The organism is Asaia sp. SF2.1 (genome assembly GCF_000505765.1).
Taxonomy (GTDB): Bacteria; Pseudomonadota; Alphaproteobacteria; order Acetobacterales; family Acetobacteraceae; genus Asaia; species Asaia bogorensis.
On record NZ_AYXS01000045.1, the window covers coordinates 103,894 to 129,870 of the forward strand.

A 25,977-nucleotide genomic window follows, 5' to 3' on the forward strand; every position below is an offset into this window, starting at 1 on the left:
CCCTGATACATCCGGGGCGATACCGATTCCATCTCCTGATAAGATCTCCCCCTTTGTTTATCGACATAAATTAAGTGAAAATCTCGGGATCGACACTCAAACGTGACGAAATGGTGGTTTTCTGGCGCTAATTTTATAGAAAACTGGCAAATCACTTAGTTTTTCCACTAAACAATTGCAGGGCGAAAATCAGCCGTCTAACGTTTTGCAAGAACGCGGAACGATCCGGACGAACAACAAACTGTTCTTCCCATCGCGGCCGATTTATTTTGAATCCTCCACGCAGACGGGAGTGGACCATGCGCCATCTAAGACGTGATCTCCTTGTTTTCTGTTCCGCTATCGTAATGAATTCGGTAGTTGGCGCAATCGCCGCACAGGCAGCGGAAACGCCCGATGGAAGCGGACAGTCCGGCAAGGCGCCGGTTGCCGCTCCGGCGCATAAGGCAGGCACTGCGCATCGCCGGGCGGGGAATGCGACTGAGGGTTCTGTTCTGGGGCCCAACCCGCAGGCAGAGGAAATCTCGGTCAGATCATCCAGCCGTCATGCAGATGGGACGACCAATACCACGCCGGGCGGCGGGTTGATGCCAAAGCAGACTGCGCCGCGCTCACAAAGCGGGGTGACGCGCGATTTCATCGCCAAGCAGGCGCCCACGGGCAATATCTCGTCGATGATCGCCAATCTGCCGGGCGTGGTCTATGCCAATCAAAGTCCGCTTGCGACGGCGGGTGACAATATCACCATGCGTGGCATGAACCAGAGCCAGATCGGTTACCTGTTTGAAGGTGCACCGCTGGCTGATCCGATCAATTACGAGCCTTACACGGCGATGCTTGTCGATACGGAAAATCTGGGCTCCGTGACGGTTTCACAAGGCTCGCCCGATCTCAATGCGCCGACATTCAACGCGGTTGGTGGGCAAATTTCAGCGACAGCGCTGAACCCGTCGCACAAATATGGTGGCTTCATCAATCTGATGGGAGGCAACAAGAGCGCCAACAAGGAATTCCTCCGTCTGGATACGGGTGATATCGGCCAGACTGGCATTCGTGGTTTCGTATCGTTTTCGCACCAATCGAACAATAACTGGCGTGGTCCCGGCGGGCTGAAGCGCTACCATGTGGATGCGAAGTTCGTGAAGGAATGGGGTGATGGTAACTCGATCAGCGCCATTTTCGGCTTCAACAAACAGGAGCAGACGCCTTTCCGGTCGCCAACGGCGGCCCAGTGGAAGCAATGGGGCGAGGGGCTGACCTACAGTGATCACTACACGCCAGGGGATGCCAGCTACTACAAGCTTCAGTTGAGCAATCTGAACTCGCAGGATGTGGTGGTGCCCATGCATTTCACGCTGGCACGCGGGCTCAAGCTGAGTGTCACGCCTTATTATGTTCATCAGTTCGGCCCCGCTGTTGGTGGCGAGAATATTCCGGCATCCGGAGGTACTTTCGGGACGCAGGTCTATGGCAATCTGAACCAGCCTTACGTCACCAACGGCAAGATTGCGACAGTTGCGGTCGATCCGTGGAACCAGAAAGTCGGTGCCATCAATACGTCTCTGGACTGGACCTCCGGGCACAACACGCTGTCTGGCGGTTACTGGTATTCCTATGCAACGCATGAGGAGCACTCGACCTTCGCGACCGTGGATTTCTCGGGCAAGGCTGCCAATTCTTATGGAGCGTATGGCATCCGCGTGCCGGGCGGCGATCTGCTGAGCGGCTACAACCTCAATTTCATGCAGCAGATCAACGCGCTGTTCATTGCCGACACACTCAAACTGCTCAATGACAAGCTGACACTGAGCGCGGGCTTTCGTACGGTCATGGTGTCACGTCAGGGGACGAATGACGTGCCCGGGGCCGATCCCTACAAGACAGTGCGCAATTACTTCGCACCCCTGCCACAAATTGCCATCAGCTATGCCCTGACGTCCAAGGACCAGATCTATATCAATGGCACGACCTCATTACGTGCGCCGGCTTCGGTGCAGGCCTATAGCCAGATTTTCGATCCCAACTCGGTGGGTGCCACGTCACAGCCAGGCAGCCTGAAGGGCGAATACGGTATTGGTGAGGAAATCGGTTATCGTCATAACGGCACGCTGATCCATTTTCAGGTTTCGGCGTTCAACATGAACCTGACCAATCATCAGGTAAGCTCCACCTCCTATATTCCTGGCACCAATACGCTCGTTTCCATGCCCATCAATGTGGGTGGCGAGACGATCCGCGGTATTCAAGGTGAGCTGGGGCTCAAGCCCTGGCATCATTTCAGCCCTTATGTCTCGGCCCAGTACCTGCACGCGACAACGGATAATAATCTGCCTGTCTCGGCGACCAACGCAGCGGGTCAGTCTGTCATCGATTATCTGCCAACGGCGGGCAAGACGATGGTGGCCACACCGCATGTGACAGCGTCCGTTGGTCTGGCCTATGACGACAACAGACAGTTTTTCGGGAATTTCAGCCTGCGTTATATCAGCTCGCAATATTCCACGTTCATGAATGACCAGCGCATGCCGGGCTATGTCGTGTCAGACATCACGCTTGGTTATCGCCTGCCTCATGTCGCGCATTTGAACGGCCCGAAAATCCAGCTCAATCTGGTCAATATCGGTAACAACATCTATCGTTCCGCACCAGCCAGTTTCGTCACCAGCGCCCAGAGCCGCACAGGGATTTACGGCAATCAGACCAAGGCTGGCTCACCGATCTATCTCGTTGGTGGCAACTTCGCGGCTCTGGTTTCACTCTCGACCGGGTTCTGATCCGGGGGGATGAATAACCGGATCGACTTGACTCATCGCCCCTGCCCGGAGAATGTCCGGGCGCGTTTCAATGGCCTAGAGACGGGAAACACGTGCGGAACAACGATATTGTCGCCATTGATGGCGGCGGCACGAAAACACTCCTTCTGCGCGTCAGACCCGACGCCTCCCTTGCCGACATACGCAAGGCCGGTGGGTCCAACCCGTTTGACGTGCCAGAGTGGCGGAGCGTGATTACAGGGCTACTGGAGGGTCAGCAGCCCTATATTCGTGCCGCAGCTTTCGGCATGGCTGGATTTGGCGAGAGCGGGCGTCTCAGCCGCGAACTGGCGCAGACACTTGGTGCAGCCTGTCCCGCGCCTCATGTCATCCATAATGATGTCGATATGGCCTGCCGGGGTGCCTTTCTGAATGGGCCGGGCGTGCTGCTGCTTTCCGGCACGGGGTCGATGGCCTGGGGGCAGGATGAGCAGGGGCGGACAGCCCGTGTGGGTGGCTGGGGCAGTCTTTTCGGTGATGAGGGAAGTGCCTACTGGATCGGGCGTCTGGCCCTTGCGCATCTGGCGCAGGTTCTGGATGGGCGCCTCCCTGACGAAACCGGCTTTCAGGCGCGCTTTGCGAGGATGCAGGGCTGGCCGGAGGAAACTACCGGGTGCACGAGCGCTCTTCAGGAATGGTATGCAGGGCTGCACGAGGCCCGACCGGCCGTGGCAGCCCTCACAGCAGGGCTGGGGCGACTGGCAGAGCAGGGATGTGTCGTCTCGCATGACCTGTTTGCGCAGGCGGCAGAGCACCTTGCGCGGCATGTTCATGCCCTGCGTCACAGGCTCGGCGCGCCGCATCTGGCATGGAGCTATGCCGGGGGAACCATGCGCAGTCCTGTTCTGCGCGAGCGTATCACGCAGCAATGTGGCGTACCTGTCGCGCCGGGTTTGCCCCCCATAGGAGGAGCCGTGCTCGTTGCCGCTCAGCTGGCGGGCTGGGTTACGGACAGCGCCTTTGTCGCGCGCCTGGGTGAGGCGCTGGAGGCTGCCGGGATCAGCTAGGGCGCTTCGGCAATTTCGCAGCCTCTATCGCGTCACAACGGTGACGACGTGATGGCAAGGCGTGCCTCGCCAGTCTAGGGTGGCGAGATCACGCACCGGAATGGAGCTTGCGATGCGCGTCGCGCTTGGACAATTCATCGTTTCGGCCCAATGGGAAGAAAACCTTGCCATAGCGAGCGGAATGATCGCGGAGGCCCGAGCGGGTGGCGCAAAGCTGCTTGTTCTGCCCGAAGGGATCCTGGCGCGCGATCCGGCAGACCCGGATCATGTTCTGCGCACGGCGCAGAAGCTGGATGGGCCGTTTGTCACCGGGTTGCTGGCGGTCACGCAGGATATTACGGTCGCGTTTTGCGTGAACGTGCCTGATGGGGCAGGGCGGTTTCATAATACGCTCGTTGTCATGGCCGATGGTGCTATCCTGACCTGCTACAGAAAGCTGCATCTCTACGATGCCTTTGCCATGCAGGAATCACGCCTGATTGCCCCCGGCCATGACCTGCCACCTGTTCTCGATATCGGTGGCGTGCGGATCGGGTTCATGACCTGCTACGATGTGCGCTTTCCGGAAATTGCACGTCATCTGGCGCTCTCGGGTGCGGAGGCAATTGTTGTGCCTGCCGCATGGTTGCGCGGGCCCGGCAAGGAGCGGCACTGGGAAATCATGCTGGCGGCCAGAGCGCTCGAAAACACCTGTTATGTGCTGGGGGCGGGGGAGTGCGGTCCGCAGAATATCGGCAACAGCATGGTGATCGACCCGCTTGGCGTGGTGGTGTCCGCGCAGGGCGCCCGACCGGGGCTGATCATGGCGACACTCGACCAGAGCCATGTGCAGGAGGTCAGGCGCATATTGCCCGTGCTCGAAAACCGGCGCTTCGCTGCGCCTGTTCTGCGCGACGATCTTTGAGAGTGCAGCGAAGATGCAGGGCGTGGTCGCCTCTTTCTGGCGACAGTGCTGCCCTTCTTGCGCTCTCACGAAGCGGTGACCTCTCGCGAGCTTGAGTAAACCCGACCGGCTTTTTCATGTTTATCTCATGAATAACGTTAAACGGCACAGTAATTCTGTTGCTGATAACGGGTATATTAAGTTCGGGTGGTTAGGCTCAGACATCCCCCAAAGATGTCGTCCTACAGCCTGCTGAAAAGGTAGATAAAATGTCGGGAAACAAGGCAGCCTCTCCATTTCGCGAACGCTATGGCAATTTCATCGGCGGACAGTGGCGTGAGCCAGTTTCCGGCCAGTATGTTGATAATCACTCGCCAGTTGATGGTCGCGTGCTGTGCCAGGTTCCCCATTCCACCCCTGCTGATATCGACATGGCGCTCGATGCCGCCGAGCAGGCGCGTGAGTCATGGGGCCGGACCTCGGTGGCTGACCGGGCGCTTCTTCTGCTTAAGGCAGCGGACCGCATGGAGGCCAATCTCGACCTCATTGCCCGTGCCGAAACCTGGGATAACGGCAAACCGGTGCGTGAGACGCTCAACGCCGATATTCCGCTGGCGATTGACCATTTCCGCTATTTTGCCGGGTGCATTCGGGCGCAGGAAGGTAGTCTGGGCGAAATCAACGACACCACCGTGGCCTACCATTTTCATGAGCCGCTGGGTGTTGTCGCGCAGATCATTCCCTGGAATTTCCCGATCCTGATGGCTGCATGGAAGCTGGCGCCTGCGCTTGCCGCCGGTAATTGCGTGGTCATGAAGCCCGCCCAGACGACGCCCGCCAGTATTCTGGTGGTGATGGATATTATTGGTGATCTGTTTCCGCCGGGCGTGCTTAATATCGTCAATGGCAGCGGGCGCGATGTGGGGGATTACCTCGCTAAAAGTTCACGCATTGCCAAAGTGGCCTTCACGGGTTCGACCGGCGTGGGCAAGACCATTGCTCATGCCGCGGCAGAAAACCTCATTCCTGCGACGCTCGAACTGGGTGGCAAATCCTCCAATATCTTCTTTGCCGATGTGATGGATCGTGATGATTCCTATCTCGATAAGGCCATTGAGGGTTTTGCCATGTTCGCGCTCAATCAGGGGCAGATCTGCTCCTGCCCGAGCCGTGCGCTGGTGCATGAATCCATCTATGAGCGCTTCATGGAGAAAGTGCTGCCGCGCGTGCGGGCCATCAAACAGGGCGACCCGCTCGATCCCGCTACCATGATGGGGGCCCAGAACTCGCAGATGCAGCAGGACAAGATCCTGTCCTATATCGCTATCGGCAAGGAAGAAGGGGCCGAGCTTCTGACGGGTGGCAAGGCGGCAAAACTTGGCGGAACGCTGGCTGACGGCTTTTACATCGAGCCGACTGTGTTCCGTGGTAATAACAAGATGCGTATTTTCCAGGAGGAAATCTTCGGCCCCGTTCTGGCAGTCACGACCTTCAAGACCGAGGAAGAAGCCCTGGCCATTGCCAATGATACCGAGTTCGGTCTGGGTGCGGGCGTATGGAGCCGTGACGCGAACACCTGCTATCGCATGGGGCGTGGGCTACAGGCCGGGCGCGTATGGGTGAATTGCTACCACGCCTATCCCGCCCATGCGGCCTTCGGTGGCTACAAGAAATCCGGTATCGGCCGCGAGACGCACAAGATGCTGCTCGACCACTACCAGCAAACCAAGAACCTACTGGTCAGCTATAGCGAGACGAAACTCGGTTTCTTCTGAAACGGGAGGGGAGGGGGCCGTTGCCCCTCTCCTGGCACGGGGCGTTAAACCCCGTGCCCGACAGTCTTACTTGGACGTGTCGTTATAAAATGCCGAAACGTCATGCGTGAGCGCGGCGCGGCTGGCAGGGCGGGTGTAGAGCATATGCCCGCCTTCATAGAGATGCAGTGCAATACGATCGGCCCCGACCGGGATATGGTCCTTGGTCCAGCGCGTAGTGCCGAACGGGCACGCCATGTCGAAATAGCCATTGGCGATGAAGATATGCAGGCTGGGGTCGAGCGCCAGCATCTTGCGCAGGATACCGACCTGATCGGTCAGTTGTGAGCCGGAGCTGGTGAATTTCCAGGCGCCGTTCACTTCCATGCTCAGCAGATCATAGGTGAGGTCGGTCTTGTAGCCGAGCTCATTGGCCAGATAGCCGCTATAGGCATTGCCATAGGCACGACCGAAGCCGGACAGCGTCATTTCCGGGCTCTGGCCGTTCTCGATGCCATCGGCATAGGGATCGGGTATCGACTGGGTGAAGTCGTAAATGCCGTACAGGCGGCCATCACGGCTGCGCACGTCATGCGCAAACGGGTTGGGCTCGCCCATTTCCTTGGTGATGACATCCACCGGCAGGCCGGTGCGAGCGGCTAGATCGGTATAGAATTTCTTCGCGTCATCCCCCTTCGGCGGGGCATTGGCGATGGTGGTCAGATACGGCCCGAGTGCATAGTGATAGGCTTCATCCACCGCCTGCGGCGTCAGCTTGCCGGTTTGCGACAGGTGCGAGGCAATGAAGGTGGGCAGCGCCATGGCCGAGGCCATCGGGTTATTCGTGTTGTCCAGAAACTGCATCTGGATGGCCGGTGAGATCATCACGATGCCATTGACGATAAGGTTCTGCTGCTGCTGCAACGCATCGGCCACCTGTGCCGAGCGGATGCCGCCATAGCTCTCGCCCACCAGATAATGCGGCGAGCCCTGACGTCCGTTTTCACCCACCCAGAGCGCAATGGCCTTGGCGAAAGCCTCGCCATCCTTGGTGACGCTGTAGAACTGCTCGGCAGCCTTTTTCGGGTCGGTCGGCTGCGAATAGCCTGTGCCTACGGCATCGATGAACACCATGTCGGTGGCGGGCAGCCAGCTATCCGGGTTGTCGGCCAGATGGGCGCGCGCGCCATCTTCCGGATGATCTGTCGGGAATTGCAGCACGCGCGGGCCAGCCGCACCGAGATTCAGATAGGCCGTCCCTGCGCCGGGGCCGCCATTGAAGAAGAACGATACCGGGCGCGTCTGGGCGTTCGCCCCGTCCTTCGTATAGGCCACATAAAAGACCTTGGCGGAGGGCTTGCCCTCCTTGTCACGCAGCGTGACCGTGCCCGCATGGGCAGTATAGGCAATGCTCTGGCCGCCTGCGGTCAGATGATGCTTGGTGATGGAATCCGCAGGCAGCAGCGCCGCCAATCCCTCCTTCGGTGCCTCGCTTTTGGCGGGCTCTGCCGCGTGGCCAGCGGGAAGGCGGGGCAGGGCGAAGCAGGCCGAAGCCAGCAACGCCACAACAAGAGTCTTGCGCGACATGCAAAGTCCTTTCGAGTTTGGAACAGTATAACAATCTCGGAAAGGGGTGCAATGTGGGAGGAGAGGATCAGGGCGCTGCCCTGAAACCCGCCAAAGGGCCGTCGCCCTTTGGAAACCCGTTAATGAGCTCAGCCTAATATGGTGACGTTTGACCTTGCGTCGGACAATTATTTTTCGCCGAAAGCTGACATCACCGGGAAAGCAATCAAGAGGCATGTTTGGTACTTGAATGCAATCAAGGAAGGCGAAGATTGATACCTTCCTCGGGATCGAAGTTGTTCGTTTTTTATCCGGCGAAATGCCAATTCTGCAATTCCGGCCCGGTTGCAGCATTAGCGCTACCCTGAAGTTAACTGAAAACCTCTAAGGCGCTTTCTATTGCAGGATGTGGTGCATCTAACACTCCTGATTGACGCTGCATTTCCTTACGTACAGTTTGATGTGGCGCGCGGCGCAATTCGAGAAGTCGATGGTCGAGTTGCGGTTGTCCTTCGCCACTCAGCTTGCAATCGACATAACGGTGCATACGATCACAAAAGCCAGTATAGGCGTTTTTACGTGCCTCAACTAAGTCCTCTTTATTCAATCGAAGTACGTTGATCGTATAGTCGGCGCGCTCATACTCCAAGGTGCCGGGGTCATGTATCGGGACAATCATGAATGTCCCTGCCAAGATGTCGAGCCAAAGGAAATCTAGCGGATCTTCAGAAAGTGGGTCTATGAAGCGTGATTCTGTACTCAAAGGATCAACAAAGCCGACTACCTTTCTCTGAGTGGGGAGGTCGAGCCATTCACCCTCGCACCTAACGCTGAACTTGTCGTTTTTGGCGGGGTTGCAGATTCCACATACAAACATATAGTTCGAATGATCGAATGTGCGACCAGGGTAGAAATTTTTGGGCCAGACATGTTCAACCTCGTCAGCGCAAGAATCTTCACAATAGCCGCATCTCACCAAATCACCTGAAGCGACCGCCAATGCAGCCCTGACCCTGCTAAATAGAACGCGAGACTTGTCGTTAAACAGCTGTTTCGCGAGCCCGACCCGCGTTTTGAAATCTAGTACTCTATCTATCTCGTCCTGCTTTGTTCGGAGTGCCATTTTGTCTTGATCGACAAGTTCGCAGACAGCAGTAGTGAGCATCAGTCTATCTTCGATGCAACTGTGGGACGCGCGGCTTGTAGGCTTCTAAGTATCTCGTCCTGTTCGGGAGAGATGCGTCCTTGCACCTTAAGCATTGATAGCCGTGCTATGTTCTGTTCTGCTACTTTAGATGCTTCAGGGACGTCCACGTCTTTACCAAAATAATCGGTCCCATACGCTTCCAAAATGTTACCTTTAACCAAACGATCAAGCTCCTGCCCTTGCACCCGGACAGCATTCCCGTTCGAACCTGGAGTTGGCAAACGCCAGATCGACCCTCGCCTTGCCGCGCGGCAGACGAGAGGGCTGTGAGTAGTGATGACGAACTGGATCTTTGGGAAATGGTCGACGAACCAGTCGCCAATACGCGTTTGCCATGTCGGATGTAGATGGGCATCTATTTCATCGATCGCGACAACGCCGGGAACCTCAACCGTTCCCGGATTGACTGTCAGCGCCTTGAGCATAATGTCCTCGCCAAACGAGAGAAACATCTGCCTTAGAAGCTCAAATGTTAGACTTAGAACCGACCGATAACCATCACTCATCTGGTCGACATTCACAGAGGCCCCAGCTGCGTCTTTCAATGTGATAGCCTTCGTCGTAATATCGGCGATCTGGCTGTTGTGAGGCAGGAGTTGCGAAGAATTTACAAAATTTTTCACAGCTTCCAGTATCTGACCGTCCTTACTTGATGGGCTCTCAAGGGACGTGACTTTAAGTTGCTGCAGCCAGTACAAGGCCTCGGTGAACGCTACATCTTCTCCGAATGCAGATAGGTGGGCTGCAATCCTTCGATATTCTGGCGAAACGAACAGACGTTCCCAATCACGGTCGCCACCGCTGAACCGTCGAAAAGGGCCGAATGACGAACTAAACCAGCCGTTACCATTTGCCCAAATCGTTCTTTCTGCAGTTCTCGAGTTCTGGCTGCTGAATAGGATTGTTACCTCTGCACGAGTTCCAGGCGTGAGGTCCATTTGTTTGCGCTCTATCGTCGCACGCATAGTGAAGGTTTTCGGCTGACGCCCTCTTAACGCGTACTGGTCGAATGGTTCGTTGCGGTTGATAACTACTGCTATCTCTCCAGTACTAGAACCTTGGGAAAGCCAATCCTCCCAAATCTGGCGGGAGGCGCTTACTTTTGGTCCGCCTGCGAAAATTATGGCTAAGGATTTGATAAGGCTCGACTTTCCAGAAGCATTATCACCTAAAATTACGTGCCAACCAGCGCATTCTGCAGGTTTTACTTCGAACCGGAAGTCCGAAATCGCTCGTATGTTTCTTATAGAAAGTGAGGATACGTACATCTTGGATCCGGAAGATAGATATGGACGTCACCCGTAGCGCGCAAGGCCAGGCTCATATTAATGGCGTGTCATAGAGGAATTGGCAAGTCGCGTAACGTTGGTCGCTCGGTAAGAAGCGGCATCTTAAACACCCGCGATGCTGCAAATCTGACCGAAACTGAGGACAATTACTAACAGTAGGCTTATACGGAGCACTCCAGCTCAACTCTGCCGCAACTGCGTCCCGATAAAATAGAATAGAGACTATGAAAACCTCCGCGATGAAAGGGGCTTCTGCCCCTTTCCGGGGGGCGGGGCAGAGCCCCGCTTTCTCTTACTTCCCCTTCAAATTCGGTGCCAGCATGGTGCGCGGGTCGACCAGTCGGTCGAAATCGGCTTCACTGACGGCATTCAGGGCCAAGGCGGCCTCTTTCAGCGTGCAGTCATGGTCCATGGCGTGATGCGCGACTTTTGAGGCTGTGTCGTAGCCGATGGTGGGGGCGAGGGCCGTCACCAGCATGACGGACTCCGCCACATAGCGCTCGATGCGGGCGAGGTTCGGCTTGGTGCCTTCAATCAGGAAGGTGCGGAAGTTCTCGCTGCCGTCATGCAGTAGGGTGATGCTCTGCATGATGTTCTGGATGATGAGCGGCTTGTAGACGTTCATTTCAAGCAGACCACCGGCACCGCCGAACCCAACCGCCACGTCGTTGGCCATCACCTGCACGGCCAGCATGGCCAGCGCTTCGGCCTGGGTCGGGTTGACCTTGCCGGGCATGATGGACGAGCCGGGCTCGTTTTCGGGCAGATGAAGCTCGGCAAAACCGGCGCGCGGGCCGCAGGAGAGCAGGCGGATATCGTTCGCGATCTTGTAAAGCGCGCCTGCCGTGGTGCGCAGCGCGCCCGAGAAATGCACGAGCGCATCATGCGCGCCCTGCAGGGCGAACTTGTTTTCGCCGCTGATGAAGGCGGCGTCGCTCAGCCGGGCAATTTCGGCGCAGGCGCGACCAGCAAAGGGGGCATCGGTGTTGATGCCGGTGCCAAGTGCTGTGCCGCCAAGGGCGAGGGGGTAGAGACCCTTCTCGGCTTCCTGAATACGGGCGATGTTCTCGCGCAACATTCCGGCATAGCCGTGGAATTCCTGACCCAGCGTGACCGGCACGGCATCCTGCATATGGGTGCGACCAATCTTGACGATGTCCTTCCACTCTTCGGCCTTGGCCTCGATGGATTCCGCCAGACGGGTCAGGGCCGGGATCAGCCTGCGACGGCTGCCCAGAACGACGGCCACATGCATGGCGGTTGGGAAGTTGTCGTTGGAGGACTGCGACATGTTGACGTGGTCATTAGGATGAACCGGGCGCTTGCTGCCCAAAGCTTCGCCGGAAAGCTGGCAGGCGCGGTTCGAGATGACCTCGTTGATGTTCATGTTGAACTGGGTACCAGAGCCGGTCATCCAGACATGAAGCGGGAACATGTCGGCGTGCTGACCGGCAAGGATTTCATCGCAAACACTGGTGATCAGCTTGTACTGCGTCTCGCCCAGACGGCCGCTCTGATGGTTGGCGCTCGCACAGGCACGCTTGACGATGGCATAGGCCTCGATCATCTCGCGTGGCATCAGCTCGCGGCCGATGCTGAAATAATGAAGCGAGCGCTGCGTCTGCGCGCCCCAGAGCTTGTCGGCCTGGATTTCGATTTCGCCGAGGCCGTCGCTTTCAATGCGTGTGTCGGTCATGTCAGATCTTCTCATAAGCACAATATTCGGGCGTCCAGACCAGAGACTGGATGCGTTCAAGCAATTCTTCATCGCTGAAAGAGGGGCAAACGCCATCTTCACGCGCCTGACGGGCGGCGGCTTCGGCCACGGCCAGAGCCACCTTGCGCAGCTGCGTGACGGGCGGCAGCAGATTGCCATCGGGGTTGCTGCGCAGCGGCGAAAGCGAGGCAAGCCCGCGGGCTGCGGCCATGAACATGGAATCCGTCACGCGGGTCGCGCCGGTGGCCAGCAGGCAGAGCCCGAGACCGGGGAAGATATAGGCGTTGTTGGTCTGGTCCACGCGATGGGTGCGGCCATGCAGGTCGAGCGGCGGGAAGGGGCTGCCCGTACTGACCAGTGCGCGCTCATCCGACCAGGCCATGATATCCTCAGGGGTCGCTTCGGAATGAGAGGTCGGGTTGGAGAGGGGGAAGATGATCGGGCGTTTGCAGGTCTTGCTCATCTCGCGCACGATGGTCTCGGTAAACAGCCCCTTCACGCCGGACACGCCAATCAGGATGCTGGCCTTGCATTCGCGCATGACGCTTTCGAAATCGGTGGGGCGGTCTTTCCAGTCCTTGCGGGCAAAAAGCGCCTGACCGTCGGTCAGCCCTTCGCGCCCGTCCAGCAACAGCCCGTCCTGATCGAGCATGTAGAAGCGGGCCAGCGCGTCTTCCTCGCTCGCGCCTTCATCGAGCATGACCTGAAGCAGCAGCTTGGCGATGCCCACACCCGCCGAGCCCGCGCCGAGCATGACGATGGTTTCGTCTTTCAGCTTGCCGTCATGGGCCGCATTGGCGCTCAGAATGGCAGCAGTGGTGACGGCCGCCGTACCCTGAATGTCGTCATTGAAGGTGCAAAGCCGGTCGCGATAGCGATCGAGGATGGGGGCCGCATTGGCGCCGCTGAAATCTTCCCAGTGCAGGGCTACATGGGGCCAGCGTGTCTGAACGGCGGTCACAAAGCGCTCTATGAAGGCGTCATATTCTGCGCCGCGTACGCGCTCGTGACGCCAGCCGATATAGGCCGGGTTCTGCAGCAGATCCTGATTATTGGTGCCGGTATCGAGCACGATCGGCAGGGTCTGGTCAGGCGAGATACCCGCGCAGGTCGTGTAGAGCGACAGCTTGCCAATGGGGATGCCCATGCCGCCTGCGCCCTGATCACCAAGACCAAGGATACGCTCGCCGTCTGTCACGACAATCACACGCACATCGTCATAGGCCGGGTTGTCGAGGATATCTTCCATCGACTCGCGCTCGGGGTAGCTCAGGAACAGGCCACGCGGACGACGCCAGATCTCGGAGAAACGCTGGCAGGCTTCACCCACGGTGGGGGTATAGACCAGCGGCAGCATGGCATCGATCTTGCGGGTCAACAGCGCGTAGAACAGCGTTTCGTTCGTATCCTGCAATTCGCGCAGATGCACATGGCGTGCAAAAGGCGAGGGCAGGGCATCGAGGAATTTCAGCGCTGCCTCAACCTGTTGGTCCAGCGTCTGGACGGCTTTTGGCAGGAGGCCATGCAGCTCGAAAGCATCGCGCTCCTCGCTGGAAAAGGCGAGGCCCTTGTTGAGGAAGGGATGGTTGAGCAGATCCTGCCCCGAGAGCGCAACAGACAGCGTTCTGGTCATGGGCTTGTCTCCGGAAAAAATGGTCGGGGCGGTTTCGCCAGAAATCGCGGGCAGGAAGAAAAACATATGCTGAGTCATGTGGCGAGCCCTGATAGAGCTAACGTGATCGCAGCGTTATTATCCCGGCATTATTTTCCTGCCCCGCCCTCTGTGTTGTCGGCCCGCTGGGGTGGCTGTCGCGCCGGGGTGGAATTACCGGTGCGTGATTATTGGCGCGTGATTACCGGCGCGACGGTATGTCCGACCACAGGTCGATGTTCATGCCCGGTGGGCGCGTTGCGGTGTAAACCCCTCTCGCGACGGCGCGGGCCAGCACATCGGCGGCAATACTGCCCAGACGAGCCACCATCAGAGCCCGCCCTTCGTCTTTTATTGTGCGGCGCTGCGTCGAGAGCGCGAAGATCGTATCGCCATCGAAAGGCGAGTGGACGGGGTGAACGGCCCGGGCGAGCCCATCCTGTGCCATCATGGCAATGCGCTTGAGGTCGTCCTGATCAAGGGTCGCATCCGTGGCGATGCAGGCCAGGGTCGTGTTGGCACGTGGGGCGGGGTCGAGTTTCGTGCCGGTCCAGTCATCGGGGGCGACCGTAGCGGTGGAGACTCCAAGGCCACCGAACTCCCGCCCCTGCTCGAAAGGGGCGGCCCAGAACTGACGCTGATGCGGTGGTGTCACGGCACCAAGGCTGTTAACGGCGACAAGGGCTGCAACTGTGATTCCATCCTCCGTGACCCAGGAGGCTGAACCAATACCCCCCTTGAGCCGGCCCGATGTCGCACCGTATCCCGCGCCAATTGTGCCAAGTTCGAGGTTGGGCTGCGCATCGCGCACGGCCTGCATACCGAGGGCCCGATAGGGTGGGGTTTCGCCCCAGTTCTTGTCTCCGCCATTATCGAGGTCATACAGGATTGCGGCTGGAACGATGGGCGAGACGGGCACACCCGCAACACGGCGCATGGCAAAGCCACGCCCCTGCGCGCCGAGCCATGCGGCCACCCCATCGGCAGCGGCCAGGCCGTAAACCGACCCGCCCGAGAGGGTGAGGGCATCGATACGATGCACGAGATTCCAGCCATTCAGCGCGTCAGTTTCACGTGTGCCGGGACCGCCGCCGCGCACATCGACAGCACAGGGTACGGGCTGGTCCGGCAAAATAACGGTCACACCAGTGCGGCGAGCGCTATCCTGCGCCTGCCCGATCTTGAGGCCCGCAACATCAGCAAGTGTGTTGGATTGCCCCACATGGCCGTGTGACGCGGCCCGGGTCTTGCGTGTGCTCGCAAGCGCTGTCGCTGCCAGGCTGGCGAGGCAGAAAGCACGGCGTTTCATGGCGGGGGTCCTTTGGGCATATGCTGGTTCGGGCGGGCCAAACTAGAGCGATTACACGCAAGGGAGCAATGAAGCACCTGCACTGGCCCGCGGTGAGTTAGCCAGCGGCACAAGGCGGTGCGCTTCCGGACAAGCATCATCCAGCCCAAAAGAAAAAAGCGCCTCTCGATCCCGTTGGGGATCGAGAGGCGCTTTCTCCGTTTCGCAACAGATCGGGTCCTGAAAGCTTTAGGCAGGAAGCTGATGGTGGTCAGCGTGCATGACCGCCGCGAGCCAGGGCCAGATTAAGCGCTCAAATATAATGCTCGCTCAGTGGGGCAAAGCCGTTGAAGCCGGTGGAGCAGTAGGTGGTGACATAGGCGCCGGTGGTCAGCAGCTCGATACGATCACCCGAATTTAGGGCGTGTGGCAGCTGGACGCGGTTCTTCTCATACATGATATCGACGCCATCGCAGCTCGGGCCGGCAACGACTGTCTCACCCGTGGGCAGACCGTCATGCGGGGTGCGGAAACGATAGCGAATGGCCTCGCCTTCGGTCTCGGCCAGACCGCCGAAACGACCGATATCGAGGTAGACCCAGCGCGGATCGCTTTCCTTGCCACCACGGCGGCTGACAAGCACGACTTCGGTCGAGACAACCCCGGCTTCAGCCACCATGAATCGGCCCGGCTCGATCAGCATCTGCGGCAGGGCATTGCCGAAATGCTCGGTCATGGCGCGACCAATGGCCAGACCGAACTGTTCGATCTCGGGAATGTCGTCGCGGTAACGTACGGGGAACCCGCCACCGAGATTGACCATCTTGAGATCGATGCCAGCCGCCGAGAGATCGGTGAAAAGCATGGCGACCTTGGCAATAGCCGCCTCATAGGCAGCCGTGCTGGTCTGCTGGCTGCCCACGTGGAAGGACAGGCCGTAGGGTTCGAGGCCGAGCTCGACCGACTTCAGCAGCAGATCCCTGGCATGATTGACCGTGGTGCCGAACTTGCGCGACAGCGGCCAGTCAGCGCCCTCATTCTCGACGGCAAGGCGGCAGAAAACGCGCGAGCCGGGGGCGTGTTCAGCCAGCTTTGCCAGCTCTTCCTCGCTGTCGAAAACGAACAGGTCGACGCCAAGACCGAACGCCTCCCGAATGGACGAGACCTTCTTGACGGTGTTGCCGAACGAAATCTGGCTGGGCTGTGCGCCAGCGGTAAGGCACTGGTGGATTTCACCGATGGAGGCCGCATCGAAAGACGAGCCCAGACGCACGAGGCGCTCAAGGATCGGGGCAGCCGGGTTGGCTTTGACGGCGTAATAGATCTGCGCAAGCGGCAGGGCATCACGCAGGGCATGATAGCGTGCCTCGACATGATCGACATCGACCACGAGGCAGGGAGTTGCCGGTTGCTGCTCGGCAAGATAGCGGACGATTTTCGGAGTCATGAGTCACTCCTCCCGAAATCCGCCCGGAACTGCACGGGCGGAATTGTTGCGAAACGGTCGAACGGACCGGCGATCAGGACGAGGCTGAGTGCCCGTGAAAGTGAGCAGGATCAGCCCGATTGCCAGAACGCTTGACGTCGTTGCGTAACCTACAGAGGGCCAGTGGCACGTGCGTTGCTGCGTGCGGCGCATATGGGACCAAAGTCCCCCTGTTGCAACTAAAAAATGGGCCGGACTTGTATTTTTCACATGGGGGCCGCAGTTGTCGCGTTTCAACGTCGGTGGGCCTGCAACGTTTCTCGTGCCGGGGCGTCATTCCGACAGTAAATCTGTGCCGCGCGCCGGGTGACATATGCTGTGTTCATCAGGCGGAACGGGGCTGCTTTGGTAGAAGGAAGTGTTTGTGGACGAGTCACCGACCCAGAAAACTCAGTTGTCGCGAGCTGCTGCAGAATCGGGCGGTGCCCTTGGGGAGGCACGACCGACCGAGATTGATACGACTGCAACGCGCAACGCGACGCCGGACCAGCGGGAGGAGGACACCTCAGTAGGGGAAGTCGACATCCCGGAAGAGGCCTTGGGTCGCGAAGCACCCGGCACGGGGGCACGAAGCCCCATCCACATGCCGCTGGGCGGCTGGAAACTGGTCATGCGCCAGACATTCAGCAATCTGGGATCGAGCCAGACCAGTCTCTCGGCTGCAGGCTGCGCCTTCTACGCCACGCTCTCGCTTTTCCCGGCCATATCCTCTTTGATTTCAGTCTATGGGCTGATTTTCGATCTGCAGACGGTCGAGCCTCAGCTCAATGTGCTGCGTAATCTGCTTCCGCCGACTGCGTTCGAACTGATTGCCTCACAGATCCATACGCTGATCGCCCAGCCTCATGCGTCACTGACTGTCGGCCTGATTTTCTCCACCGTGATCGCTTTGTGGTCCGCGTCTGCAAGCACGAAATCGGTGCTGTCTGCGCTCAACCTCGCTTATGACGTTCTGGAAACACGCGGTTTCTTCCGGTTCCAGTTTCTCGCTCTGGGGGTGACTTTCGGCGCGGTCGTGGGCGCCTGCCTTACGCTGGCCCTGATGGTGGCGTTCCCGGCGCTGATCGATTACCTGCCGGACCTGCTCAACAGGTTCGGTCTGCGCAACCTGCCGCCGGAAATCCTGTATCTCACGGATTACCTCATGAGCTACAGCACGCGCTACATCGTCCATTTCGGTGCGCCGGCTCTCATGCTGCTTTTTGTGTTCATGGCGGTGACGTTGCTGTTCCGCTACGGCCCCTGCCGCGACAAACCGGACTGGCGCTGGATCGTGCCAGGCTCGCTGGTCGCAACGCTCCTCTGGGTTCTGACCTCGCTCGCCTTCTCCTATTATGTGAGCCATTTCGCGAGCTACGGCTCAACTTACGGTCCCCTGGGCGCCGTCGCTGCCATCATGATGTGGTTCTTCGTTGGCACCTATGTCGTGCTGTTTGGCGCAGAACTGAATGCCGGGCTCGAGGACCGGATGCGAGGCTTCAACCCCAAGATGCCCGGTATGACCCGTGTGCAGGAGGAACCTGAGCCTGCGGCGGTACAAAGCGGGGATTAACGAGCGGGCGTAGGCGCGCAAGGGCCTGAAAACAGAAAAGGCACCGGATCATACCGGTGCCTTTTTCTATTGGAATCGTAAGCCCCAGAATTTTCGCTTAGAGGCGCATCAGGCATATGAGTGGCCCCGCGGCCTCTTACTTATGGTGATGGCGGGCGTGATGAACCGGTGCGTGCGAGGCTGAGGCCGTTTTAGCCTCATGCGGTGTCATGACCGGGGTCACAGCGTCCATCGCTTGGGCATTCGTGTCGTCGGCCTCTGCCTCGGCCACTTCGATCGGCTCGTCTTCCTTGATCGGCGCGCCGGCCGGGATTGGAGCAATCTTCACATGGGCTGTACCGCTACCCAACATGCCGATCTCTGCGGCGGCTGCATGGGAGAGATCGATGATGCGGCTGTTGAACGGTCCGCGATCGTTCACCGTGACGATAACAGAGCGTCCCGTGTCCTCGTTCTGGACGAGAACCTTGGATCCCATGGGCAGGGTCGGATGGGCTGCGGTTAGAGCATGACTGTCTAGGCGCTCACCGCTGCTTGTGCGATGGCCGGCAAGGCGACGACCGTACCAGCTGGCGACGCCATGTTCCGACCAGGCGAGGACATTATGGCTCGCAAGAGCAATGCGATGGGCCCGCTTGGCGAGGGCAAGCCGCACTGAAGAAGCCCAGGGCGCATGATCGGCGGGGGCTTCGGTCAGCTGGTCCGGCTGGGAGGTTGTTGCGGCATGAGCGCCGTGTTTTGGCGCGAGCACTGTGCAAAGCAGAGCGATGCCACCGATTCGAGCGCGGAGACGCTTCTTGCAGCGTTCCGTGGAACTGTATGCGCGTTTTCTGCTTTTCATAGATGTCACGACAGCGTGCAGCCTTTTGCCCAGTTACTCCGAACGAACGATTGCCCCGACAAGCCAAGGCGGCGAACGACGTGTGTATCACAGACCGGCCCGATCACGAAATCCTGAGGCGGGGCAAGGTTTTTTGCACCGCATCATCACCGTGAAACTGCCACCTGTCTGTCTCCTGTGTGGCAAGTGAGCCTATAAACAGGGCAGGAATGAGGCGTAATCCTGCGGTGCGGTGCAGGGAGGCTTTTACGCAAGTTGTGAAAGTGCTACGGGCTCCTCTCATGATTCGCCCGATGATTGCCGTGCTTAACGGCCCCAACCTCAACATGCTCGGAATGCGGCAGCCGGAAATATACGGCCATGCGACCCTGGATGACCTCGAACAGGTCTGCATCCAGGCTGCCGAGCAGCTCGATGTTGCCATCGATTTTCGTCAGACGAATATCGAGGGCGAACTGGTTTCCTGGATCCAGGAATGCCGGGGGAGGGCGCGTGGCATCGTGATCAATCCGGCGGCCTATGGCCACACCTCCATCGCTTTGCTCGATGCGCTGCTGGCCACCGGTCTGCCGACGGTGGAGGTTCATATCTCCAATATCCATCGCCGCGACGCCTTTCGCCATCATACCTATACCTCCCAGGCCGCTATTGGCGTAATCTGCGGGTTTGGTGTGCGTGGCTATGCCATGGCATTGCGTGCACTCTATGACATGATTGAAGACGAGGACGAACGATGAGCCGTATGCTCGTGGACGCGGATGCCATCCGGGCATTGGCTGATATTCTGACCGAAACCGGACTGACCGAAATCGAGGTCGCGGAAAAGGACAGCCGCATTCGTGTGGCCCGCAATGCCGGTGGTCAGGTTGTGCACGCTGTGGGCGCGGCCCCTGTTGCCGCAGCGCCGGTTGCAGCGCCTGCTCCGGCTGCTGCGCCGGTCGATGCAGCAAGCCACCCTGGCGCTGTCAACAGCCCGATGGTCGGCATTGCCTATCTGGCGCCCGATCCGTCGGCACCGCCTTTCGTGCAGGAAGGTCAGGCCGTTGCAGCCGGTCAGACCCTGATGCTGATCGAGGCCATGAAGACCTTCAATCAGATCAAGGCGCCGCGTGGCGGCACATTGAAGCGTATCCTGGTTTCCAGCGGTGACCCGGTTGAATTCGGCGAAGCGCTCGCCATCATAGAATAAGCATTATTGACTGAGTCTGGGGCCTGATGTTTTCCAAGATCCTGATCGCCAATCGCGGCGAAATCGCGCTTCGCATCCTGCGCGCCTGCCGTGAACTGGGCATTGCAACGGTTGCCGTGCATTCCACGGCCGATGCCGATGCCATGCATGTCCGACTGGCGGATGAGGCGGTCTGCATCGGCCCGCCTTCGTCGCGCGAATCCTATCTGAACGTGGCGGCCATTCTCTCCGCCGCGACCATTACCGGGGCAGAAGCCATTCATCCGGGTTATGGCTTCCTGTCCGAGAATGCCGATTTTGCTGAGACGGTCGAGGAGCACGGCTTCGTGTTCATTGGCCCGACCGCCCATCATATCCGTACGATGGGTGATAAGATTATGGCCAAGACCACCATGCGTGAGCTTGGTGTACCGCTTGTGCCGGGCTCTGATGGTGCCTTGCGCGATCTGGCAGCAGCGCGTGAAGTTGCTGCCAAGGTCGGCTATCCTGTGCTGATCAAGGCTGCCGCCGGTGGCGGTGGTCGCGGCATGAAGGTCGCTCAGACCGAGGATGAGATCGAGGAAGCCTGGTCGGTCGCTCGTACCGAAGCACGCGCAGCGTTTGGTAATGACGAGGTCTATCTCGAGAAATATCTCGACAAGCCGCGTCATATCGAGCTGCAGATCATGGCCGACACGCATGGCAATGTCGTGCATTTCGGCGAGCGTGACTGCTCGCTGCAGCGTCGCCACCAGAAGCTTCTGGAAGAGGCTGGCTCACCCGTCCTGACCGCCGAAGAGCGTGACGCGATCGGCGCCACCGCAACGTCAGCGTTGAAGAAGATGGGCTATCGCAATGCCGGTACGCTCGAATTCCTGTATCAGGACGGTCAGTTCTGCTTCATCGAGATGAACACGCGTCTGCAGGTCGAGCATCCGGTGACCGAGATGGTGTGCGACGTCGATCTGGTACGTGAGCAGATCCGTGTCGCGGCCGGTGAAGCCCTTGGATACGAGCAGTCGGACATCACGTTCAGCGGTCATGCCATCGAGTGCCGCATCAATGCTGAAGACCCCGAGACGTTCATGCCCAACCCCGGCACGATCAAGGTGTTCCATGCACCAGGCGGGCTGGGTGTGCGCATCGATAGCGCCATCTATGCGGGTTATCGCGTGCCCCCTTACTACGACAGCATGATTGCCAAGCTCATTGTCCATGCGCCGACCCGTGCAGAAGCCATTGCCCGCATGATGCGTGCGCTGGATGAATGTGTGGTCGATGGCGTGAAAACGGTCATTCCGCTGCATCGCAAGATTCTGGCGGACCCGCAGTTCCAGAAGGGTGACTACACGATTCACTGGCTGGAAAAATTCGTCGAATCACTCAAGAAGTAAGAAGCGCGAGGAAAAGCCCCGATGTCGGTATGTGTTGAAACCTTTGTTCTCACCTGCCGCTCGGGCAGCGTTCCTCAGGTTGTCGCCGCGCTTGAGGCGCCACTTGTGGGGCGTGCCGGTTTCCTTGGATGCTGGACAACCGAACTGGGCATCCTGAATCAGGTTGTCGTCATGTTCGAGAAGCTGCCGGACGACATCGTGTGGCCCGGTTCTGATCACGGCGTGCAGGGCATTGTGCAGCAGGAATGGACGCTCCACGCTGGAACGTCCCCGCAGCCCGGCACGTATGGCGGTGCCTATGAGTGGCGTCTCTATGATATCCTGGACGGGTGCGAGGCACAGGTCGTCGGTCTGATGGAGGCCTCGACTCCCGCGCGGGCCGAGATCTCCCCCGCCTACGCCGTTATGACCGCCTCCCAGGGCGCATCACGCCTCCTTCACATCTGGCCTTATGCCGATCTCGCGGACCGTGCTGCCAAGCGGAAGCTGGCGGTGGAAAGTGGTGCGTGGCCGCCAAAAAATATCCTGCCCCTGCTCGGCACCATGCAAAGCAGTATCCTGACGCCAGTGGCTTTCTCGCCCAGCCGTTAAAGGCAACGCTGTCGGGCTTCGCGCCCTGCGCATCGGATGACCGAAGCTCGGGAAGGAATGTCGTCCTATCCCGGGTACAGACCAATGGTGACGGGTCCGTTCGGCTGAGTGGCCAGATTGTTGCGCCGGCAAGCCCCTCGAATCGAAGCATACGTGCCAAGGGCACAGACTGGGTGTCGGTCAAATGCGTCCGTTCCCTCGATCCGGCTTGTCCGGTCTCCTCTAGCACCGGGGGCGATATCGCTCTGCGAAAACATATCGCCCGACCGCCGGGATCAGGCTGTCTGCATGACCGGCGTCGGCAGGCCAGTATCCTGTCCCCCGCTCGAAGGTGGGAGACAGGATCGCAGTCAGTGCGGCAAAGCTTCCGCGGCGCCCGATAAGCCCTCAGCCGCCATTGGGGTAATGGGCTGCTTTTGCAGCAGCCCGTTCAGGGTTTCCAACGCCTTGTCGAGTTGCTGGTCCTGACCGTTGGAGGTCGCGACCGGCATGTTCTCGACGGCAATGTCGGGCTCCACGCCGTGGTTTTCGACAAGCCAATGGCCCTTCATGTCGAAATAGGGATGCTGTGCCGTCCGGGGCAGGCCGTTATCGGCCAGGCGATCGGAGTCTGAAAGCCATACGCCTGCTCCGGCTGTGCGCATGCCAATCAACGGTCCTATGCCGAGCGCCTTCACGCCTTGCGAGAAGGTCTCGCCATCCGAGTAGGTGAATTCATCGCACAGGACGACGATATGCCCCCTGAAGGCCTGTTGCATATTGCCTTGCGATGCCTTGCCATGGTCGGACCAGAACATCCAGACCTTGCGTAACAGCTGCGAAAGCACCCAGGAATCGATATTGCCACCCAGATTGCGACGAACATCGATAATCAGCCCGTCCTTATCGGTCTGGGCATAGAAGTCGCGTGTGAACGCTGCAATATCGTCCGGGCCCATGGCGCGCAGGTGCAGGTAGCCTATCCGCCCGTGGCTGTCCTTTTCGACGCGTTCGGCGCGCTCGCTTTCCCAGGCACGCAGACGCAGACTGGCCTCCTGTTTGGCAGATACCGGCGTGACGATGGTCTGAAATTGCCTGTCCTTGCGTTTGAGCGTCAGAAGCACCTGTTTGCCTGCCTGATTGGCAAGCAGCGAAGACAGATCCGGCAGGTCGGCCAGGCTTTGCCCGTTGAGGGAGACAATCAGATCACCCGGCTGCGCATCGACATCCGGTGCCGCCAGCGGCGCGCGATCCTGCGGGAGATCCGGGTTGCCTGTGTAGATGCGATCAATCAGAAAGCCGCCCGGCTGGCGTGTCAGATGGGCACCAAGGCCGGCAATCAGGGTTTCATTGTCGCGGGTTGTGGTTTCGGCAGGGCGAAGCTGCGAGTGAAGGGCATTGAGTTCACCCATCATCTGGCCGAGCAGATCATCCAGATCCGGGCGGTCGCCTATGCGGGCCAGAAGCGGCCGGTAGCGTTCGCGGATGCTGTTCCAGTCCACGCCATGCAGTGCAGGGTCATAAAAATGGTCGCGATGCAGACGCCACGCATCGGTGAACATGTCCTGCCATTCCGCACCGGGGTCAATGCGCAGTCGCAGGCCATCGAGACTGACCTGTGACTCCGGCCCTCCAGCATCACCCAGCGTCGCGCCCGCCGGGACAAGCTGGATCTTGGGTCGCTGCTTTTCCTTGCCGGAGACAAGCATGAGTGTCTTGCCATCCGGTGTCAGGCTGAAATCCCTGAGATCTGCTGCAAAGACCTTGGGCTTGATCTCGTCGCGGGTCACCTTGACGGAATACAGCGTCATTCCGTCGTTCTTGGCTGTCAGGTCGTCCGGCTTTTTTGCCAGCAGATAGAGATAGTCAGGCGCGATCTCGATCTGGCTGTAATCCGCCGCCGGGACGGGCAGTTGATACAGGCGTGCGGCCAGACCGTCGGGGTCGAAAACCGGGGTTTTGGCGTTCGACGGCGCGGCTGGCTTCTCGGTAGGCTTGGCCGGGGCTGCCGGTTCGAGCTCATTGTGCGGCGCGAAGGGGAAACGCGCGCTCTTGTGCAGGGCAAGCGCGAAAATTCCCGTACGAGGCCCGAACACGGGTGCGGGGTTGCGGTCCCCCCAGGGGCTGCCATTGCTCAGCTTGAAAAGTCTGTCGGACAGGAACCACAGGAAGTGACCATCCGGGCTGAAGCGCGGTGCATAGGAATCGTAGTCCGGCGTCGTGGCCCAGAGCGTGGCCCCTGTCTCAAGAGGATAAAGTGCGATCTGGCGCCGGACATTATCCCCCCGCGCCCGTGTAAAGGCCAGCGCCCGGCCATCATGGGACCAGACCACCGATTCATAATCGCTCTGCCCGTCGAGACGAGCATCGTCGATGAGTTTGTCGGTGCGTGTCGCAACGTCCAGAATATACAGATGCCCGGCAAGATCGGTATGAGCGATATGGGTGCCATCGGGCGACACCCAGAGCCCGGTAGGCTCGCTCTTGCTGGCATGGGTCAGGGCCGTACCTTCGGCGCCTCCCGTGGCCGGAAAAGCCCAGAGCTCGGATTCCCCGCCCTTGTCGCTGAATGCATAAAGCGTCTTGCCGTCAGGGGAGAGGCTGGCATGACGCAACCGTGTGCTCGCTGCGGTTGCCAGCGTGATGCGTCTTTGCGGCCCCGCGCTGGCGAGCGCCACGTGACCACGCAGGGTCAGGGCGACCTGCTTGCCGTTGGGCGCGAGATCGATATCGGTCAGATAGGGGAAAGGATTATCAAGCCACTGAGGGCGCCGCGCAGCATTGTCACTGACAACATCAACGGGAATGAGCGTCTCGGCGCCGGTATCGAGGTCGAAGTGATAGAGATCGGCTCCGCGCTGATAAACCACATCGTGGCCGCTCAGGCTGGCCTGTCTGATGCCGAAATCATCATGTTGCGTGAGCGGATGGCCATCCGTGCCATCCAGCGCATAGCTCCAGAGATTGTCGCGGCCGCTCTGGTCGCTGATGACGATCAGCCGGTCTTTCCAGAGCATCGGGCGGCGCAGATTGACGTTTTGCGGCCCCAGACGTTCGGCTTCACCGCCGCCCTTGAGGCGATAGCGCCAAAGTTGCGCCACAGCCCCGCCGCGATACAGCCTGAGGTGATCATGGGAGACGGCCGTGCCGAAACGGACAAAATAAAGCCATTGTCCGTCAGCGCTCAGGGCAGCGTCATTGGCATCGGCTAAAGGGTAGGTGCGCTTCGTGCCGCTTACGGGAAGGATCGCGCTTACCACGCGGCTCAGTCCCGGGCCCGTCGCGGGAGCAGAACTGTAAAGAATACCCGCCTTTCTGTCCCAGCCAATGGGCATGACATTCTGGTTCTCGAAGGTGACGCGCCTGGCCGTCCCCCCTTCGACCGGCATGACATAGATTTCCTGCGGGCCGTCATAATTGGCCAGAAAGGCGACCTGCTTGCCATCCGGTGAGAGAATGGGATGCGGATCCGAGCCGATTGGTGCGGTCAGGCGCGTTGCGTTGCCGCCCTGCAAGGGGGCGCTCCACACCGATTGCTCGTCATCAAAGACAAGGGTCGTGCCTGACAGGGCGGGATCACGCAGATAGCCGGGCGCAGCCTGGGCAGGAGGCGAGGCAAGGCCAAGCAGGGTCAGGCTGGCAATAGCGGTACTGGCGAGAAGGGAGGAGAGACGCATAAACACCTTCTGGAGCAACGAAATTCTGTGATGCGGGAGAGCGGCGCGGAAGCCTCACCTCGACGGGGTTGCAAATAGAAACTGTGAAGTGTCCTCAAACGCAAGCCTCATGGC

At 59.3% G+C, this 25,977-nt stretch carries 18 protein-coding genes; 9 read left to right on the plus strand and 9 right to left on the minus strand.

Going from position 1 to position 25,977, the window contains the following annotated elements; translation table 11 throughout:
* The first annotated feature begins 299 nt into the window (after window positions 1–299).
* The 4 genes from P792_RS32610 to P792_RS32625 all read left to right on the plus strand — a co-directional run bounded on the left by P792_RS32610 (window position 300) and on the right by P792_RS32625 (window position 6,478).
* Complete coding sequence (locus tag P792_RS32610; RefSeq protein WP_031241330.1) at window positions 300–2,774, plus strand: TonB-dependent receptor; 2,475 nt, start codon at window positions 300–302, stop codon at window positions 2,772–2,774.
* Window positions 2,775–2,866: 92 nt separating this feature from the next.
* Entirely contained in the window at window positions 2,867–3,820 is a 954-nt protein-coding gene (locus P792_RS32615) for an N-acetylglucosamine kinase (protein WP_023979547.1), read from the plus strand.
* Window positions 3,821–3,932: 112 nt separating this feature from the next.
* A complete protein-coding gene (locus P792_RS32620; RefSeq protein ID WP_023979548.1) occupies window positions 3,933–4,724 on the plus strand; it encodes a deaminated glutathione amidase in 792 nt (263 codons plus the stop codon).
* A gap of 248 nt (window positions 4,725–4,972) precedes the next feature.
* Window positions 4,973–6,478: an aldehyde dehydrogenase family protein gene (locus P792_RS32625; protein ID WP_023979549.1), complete on the plus strand. Its 1,506-nt coding sequence runs from the start codon at window positions 4,973–4,975 to the stop codon at window positions 6,476–6,478.
* 66 nt (window positions 6,479–6,544) lie between these two features.
* Here the strand turns inward: P792_RS32625 and P792_RS32630 are convergent, their stop codons facing one another.
* The 7 genes from P792_RS32630 to P792_RS32660 all read right to left on the minus strand — a co-directional run bounded on the left by P792_RS32630 (window position 6,545) and on the right by P792_RS32660 (window position 16,622).
* Window positions 6,545–8,044 carry a S10 family peptidase gene (locus tag P792_RS32630; RefSeq protein WP_023979550.1) on the minus strand — a complete coding sequence of 500 codons (1,500 nt, stop codon included), beginning with the start codon at window positions 8,042–8,044 and terminating at the stop codon, window positions 6,545–6,547.
* A gap of 349 nt (window positions 8,045–8,393) precedes the next feature.
* Window positions 8,394–9,188, minus strand: coding sequence for a hypothetical protein (locus P792_RS36130; protein ID WP_023979552.1), 795 nt, complete (start codon window positions 9,186–9,188; stop codon window positions 8,394–8,396).
* A complete protein-coding gene (locus P792_RS36700) occupies window positions 9,188–10,498 on the minus strand; it encodes an AAA family ATPase (RefSeq protein WP_023979553.1) in 1,311 nt (436 codons plus the stop codon). Before P792_RS36700 ends, P792_RS36130 begins: the two co-directional genes overlap by 1 nt.
* Before the next feature lie 313 nt (window positions 10,499–10,811).
* Window positions 10,812–12,215, minus strand: a complete 1,404-nt coding sequence (locus tag P792_RS32645) for a lyase family protein (protein WP_023979554.1) — start codon at window positions 12,213–12,215, stop codon at window positions 10,812–10,814.
* Window position 12,216: 1 nt separating this feature from the next.
* Complete coding sequence (locus P792_RS32650) at window positions 12,217–13,869, minus strand: NAD-dependent malic enzyme (RefSeq protein WP_031241334.1); 1,653 nt, start codon at window positions 13,867–13,869, stop codon at window positions 12,217–12,219.
* Window positions 13,870–14,089: 220 nt separating this feature from the next.
* Entirely contained in the window at window positions 14,090–15,196 is a 1,107-nt protein-coding gene (locus P792_RS32655; protein WP_023979556.1) for a P1 family peptidase, read from the minus strand.
* A gap of 292 nt (window positions 15,197–15,488) precedes the next feature.
* Window positions 15,489–16,622, minus strand: coding sequence for a type III PLP-dependent enzyme (locus P792_RS32660; protein WP_023979557.1), 1,134 nt, complete (start codon window positions 16,620–16,622; stop codon window positions 15,489–15,491).
* A gap of 622 nt (window positions 16,623–17,244) precedes the next feature.
* On the opposite strand from P792_RS32660, the gene P792_RS32665 reads away from it, so the two are divergent.
* Window positions 17,245–18,213: a YihY/virulence factor BrkB family protein gene (locus P792_RS32665; RefSeq protein ID WP_081866937.1), complete on the plus strand. Its 969-nt coding sequence runs from the start codon at window positions 17,245–17,247 to the stop codon at window positions 18,211–18,213.
* A 136-nt stretch (window positions 18,214–18,349) separates the two neighbouring features.
* On the opposite strand, the gene P792_RS0119745 is transcribed toward P792_RS32665, so the two are convergent.
* On the minus strand, window positions 18,350–19,054 hold the full coding sequence (locus P792_RS0119745) for a septal ring lytic transglycosylase RlpA family protein (RefSeq protein ID WP_023979559.1): 705 nt from the start codon (window positions 19,052–19,054) through the stop codon (window positions 18,350–18,352).
* Between the two features lie 281 nt (window positions 19,055–19,335).
* Between P792_RS0119745 and aroQ the strand changes: the two genes are divergently transcribed.
* From aroQ to P792_RS36140, 4 genes are read left to right on the plus strand one after another with little or no spacing between them, the layout of a single operon-like run.
* Window positions 19,336–19,791: a type II 3-dehydroquinate dehydratase gene (aroQ, locus tag P792_RS32670; protein WP_023979560.1), complete on the plus strand. Its 456-nt coding sequence runs from the start codon at window positions 19,336–19,338 to the stop codon at window positions 19,789–19,791.
* Window positions 19,788–20,243, plus strand: a complete 456-nt coding sequence (locus P792_RS32675) for an acetyl-CoA carboxylase biotin carboxyl carrier protein subunit (protein WP_023979561.1) — start codon at window positions 19,788–19,790, stop codon at window positions 20,241–20,243. The genes aroQ and P792_RS32675 overlap by 4 nt, the downstream gene beginning before the upstream one ends.
* Before the next feature lie 26 nt (window positions 20,244–20,269).
* Window positions 20,270–21,616: an acetyl-CoA carboxylase biotin carboxylase subunit gene (gene accC, locus P792_RS32680; RefSeq protein ID WP_023979562.1), complete on the plus strand. Its 1,347-nt coding sequence runs from the start codon at window positions 20,270–20,272 to the stop codon at window positions 21,614–21,616.
* Between the two features lie 21 nt (window positions 21,617–21,637).
* Window positions 21,638–22,207 carry an NIPSNAP family protein gene (locus P792_RS36140; RefSeq protein ID WP_023979563.1) on the plus strand — a complete coding sequence of 190 codons (570 nt, stop codon included), beginning with the start codon at window positions 21,638–21,640 and terminating at the stop codon, window positions 22,205–22,207.
* 350 nt (window positions 22,208–22,557) lie between these two features.
* Here P792_RS36140 and P792_RS32685 read toward each other — a convergent pair whose 3' ends face one another.
* Window positions 22,558–25,863, minus strand: a complete 3,306-nt coding sequence (locus P792_RS32685; RefSeq protein WP_023979564.1) for a S41 family peptidase — start codon at window positions 25,861–25,863, stop codon at window positions 22,558–22,560.
* Window positions 25,864–25,977 lie beyond the last annotated feature (114 nt).

Excerpts from the sequence above, each read along its gene's own strand:
- P792_RS32610 (WP_031241330.1), top strand. The coding sequence starts at position 300 with ATGCGCCATCTAAGACGTGATCTCCTTGTTTTCTGTTCCGCTATCGTA.
- P792_RS32620 (WP_023979548.1), top strand. The coding sequence starts at position 3,933 with ATGCGCGTCGCGCTTGGACAATTCATCGTTTCGGCCCAATGGGAAGAA.
- P792_RS32625 (WP_023979549.1), top strand. The coding sequence starts at position 4,973 with ATGTCGGGAAACAAGGCAGCCTCTCCATTTCGCGAACGCTATGGCAAT.
- P792_RS32630 (WP_023979550.1), bottom strand. The coding sequence starts at position 8,044 with ATGTCGCGCAAGACTCTTGTTGTGGCGTTGCTGGCTTCGGCCTGCTTC.
- P792_RS36130 (WP_023979552.1), bottom strand. The coding sequence starts at position 9,188 with ATGCTCACTACTGCTGTCTGCGAACTTGTCGATCAAGACAAAATGGCA.
- P792_RS36700 (WP_023979553.1), bottom strand. The coding sequence starts at position 10,498 with ATGTACGTATCCTCACTTTCTATAAGAAACATACGAGCGATTTCGGAC.
- P792_RS32645 (WP_023979554.1), bottom strand. The coding sequence starts at position 12,215 with ATGACCGACACACGCATTGAAAGCGACGGCCTCGGCGAAATCGAAATC.
- P792_RS32650 (WP_031241334.1), bottom strand. The coding sequence starts at position 13,869 with ATGACCAGAACGCTGTCTGTTGCGCTCTCGGGGCAGGATCTGCTCAAC.
- P792_RS32655 (WP_023979556.1), bottom strand. The coding sequence starts at position 15,196 with ATGAAACGCCGTGCTTTCTGCCTCGCCAGCCTGGCAGCGACAGCGCTT.
- P792_RS32660 (WP_023979557.1), bottom strand. The coding sequence starts at position 16,622 with ATGACTCCGAAAATCGTCCGCTATCTTGCCGAGCAGCAACCGGCAACT.
- P792_RS32665 (WP_081866937.1), top strand. The coding sequence starts at position 17,245 with ATGCCGCTGGGCGGCTGGAAACTGGTCATGCGCCAGACATTCAGCAAT.
- P792_RS0119745 (WP_023979559.1), bottom strand. The coding sequence starts at position 19,054 with ATGAAAAGCAGAAAACGCGCATACAGTTCCACGGAACGCTGCAAGAAG.
- aroQ (WP_023979560.1), top strand. The coding sequence starts at position 19,336 with ATGATTCGCCCGATGATTGCCGTGCTTAACGGCCCCAACCTCAACATG.
- P792_RS32675 (WP_023979561.1), top strand. The coding sequence starts at position 19,788 with ATGAGCCGTATGCTCGTGGACGCGGATGCCATCCGGGCATTGGCTGAT.
- accC (WP_023979562.1), top strand. The coding sequence starts at position 20,270 with ATGTTTTCCAAGATCCTGATCGCCAATCGCGGCGAAATCGCGCTTCGC.
- P792_RS36140 (WP_023979563.1), top strand. The coding sequence starts at position 21,638 with ATGTCGGTATGTGTTGAAACCTTTGTTCTCACCTGCCGCTCGGGCAGC.
- P792_RS32685 (WP_023979564.1), bottom strand. The coding sequence starts at position 25,863 with ATGCGTCTCTCCTCCCTTCTCGCCAGTACCGCTATTGCCAGCCTGACC.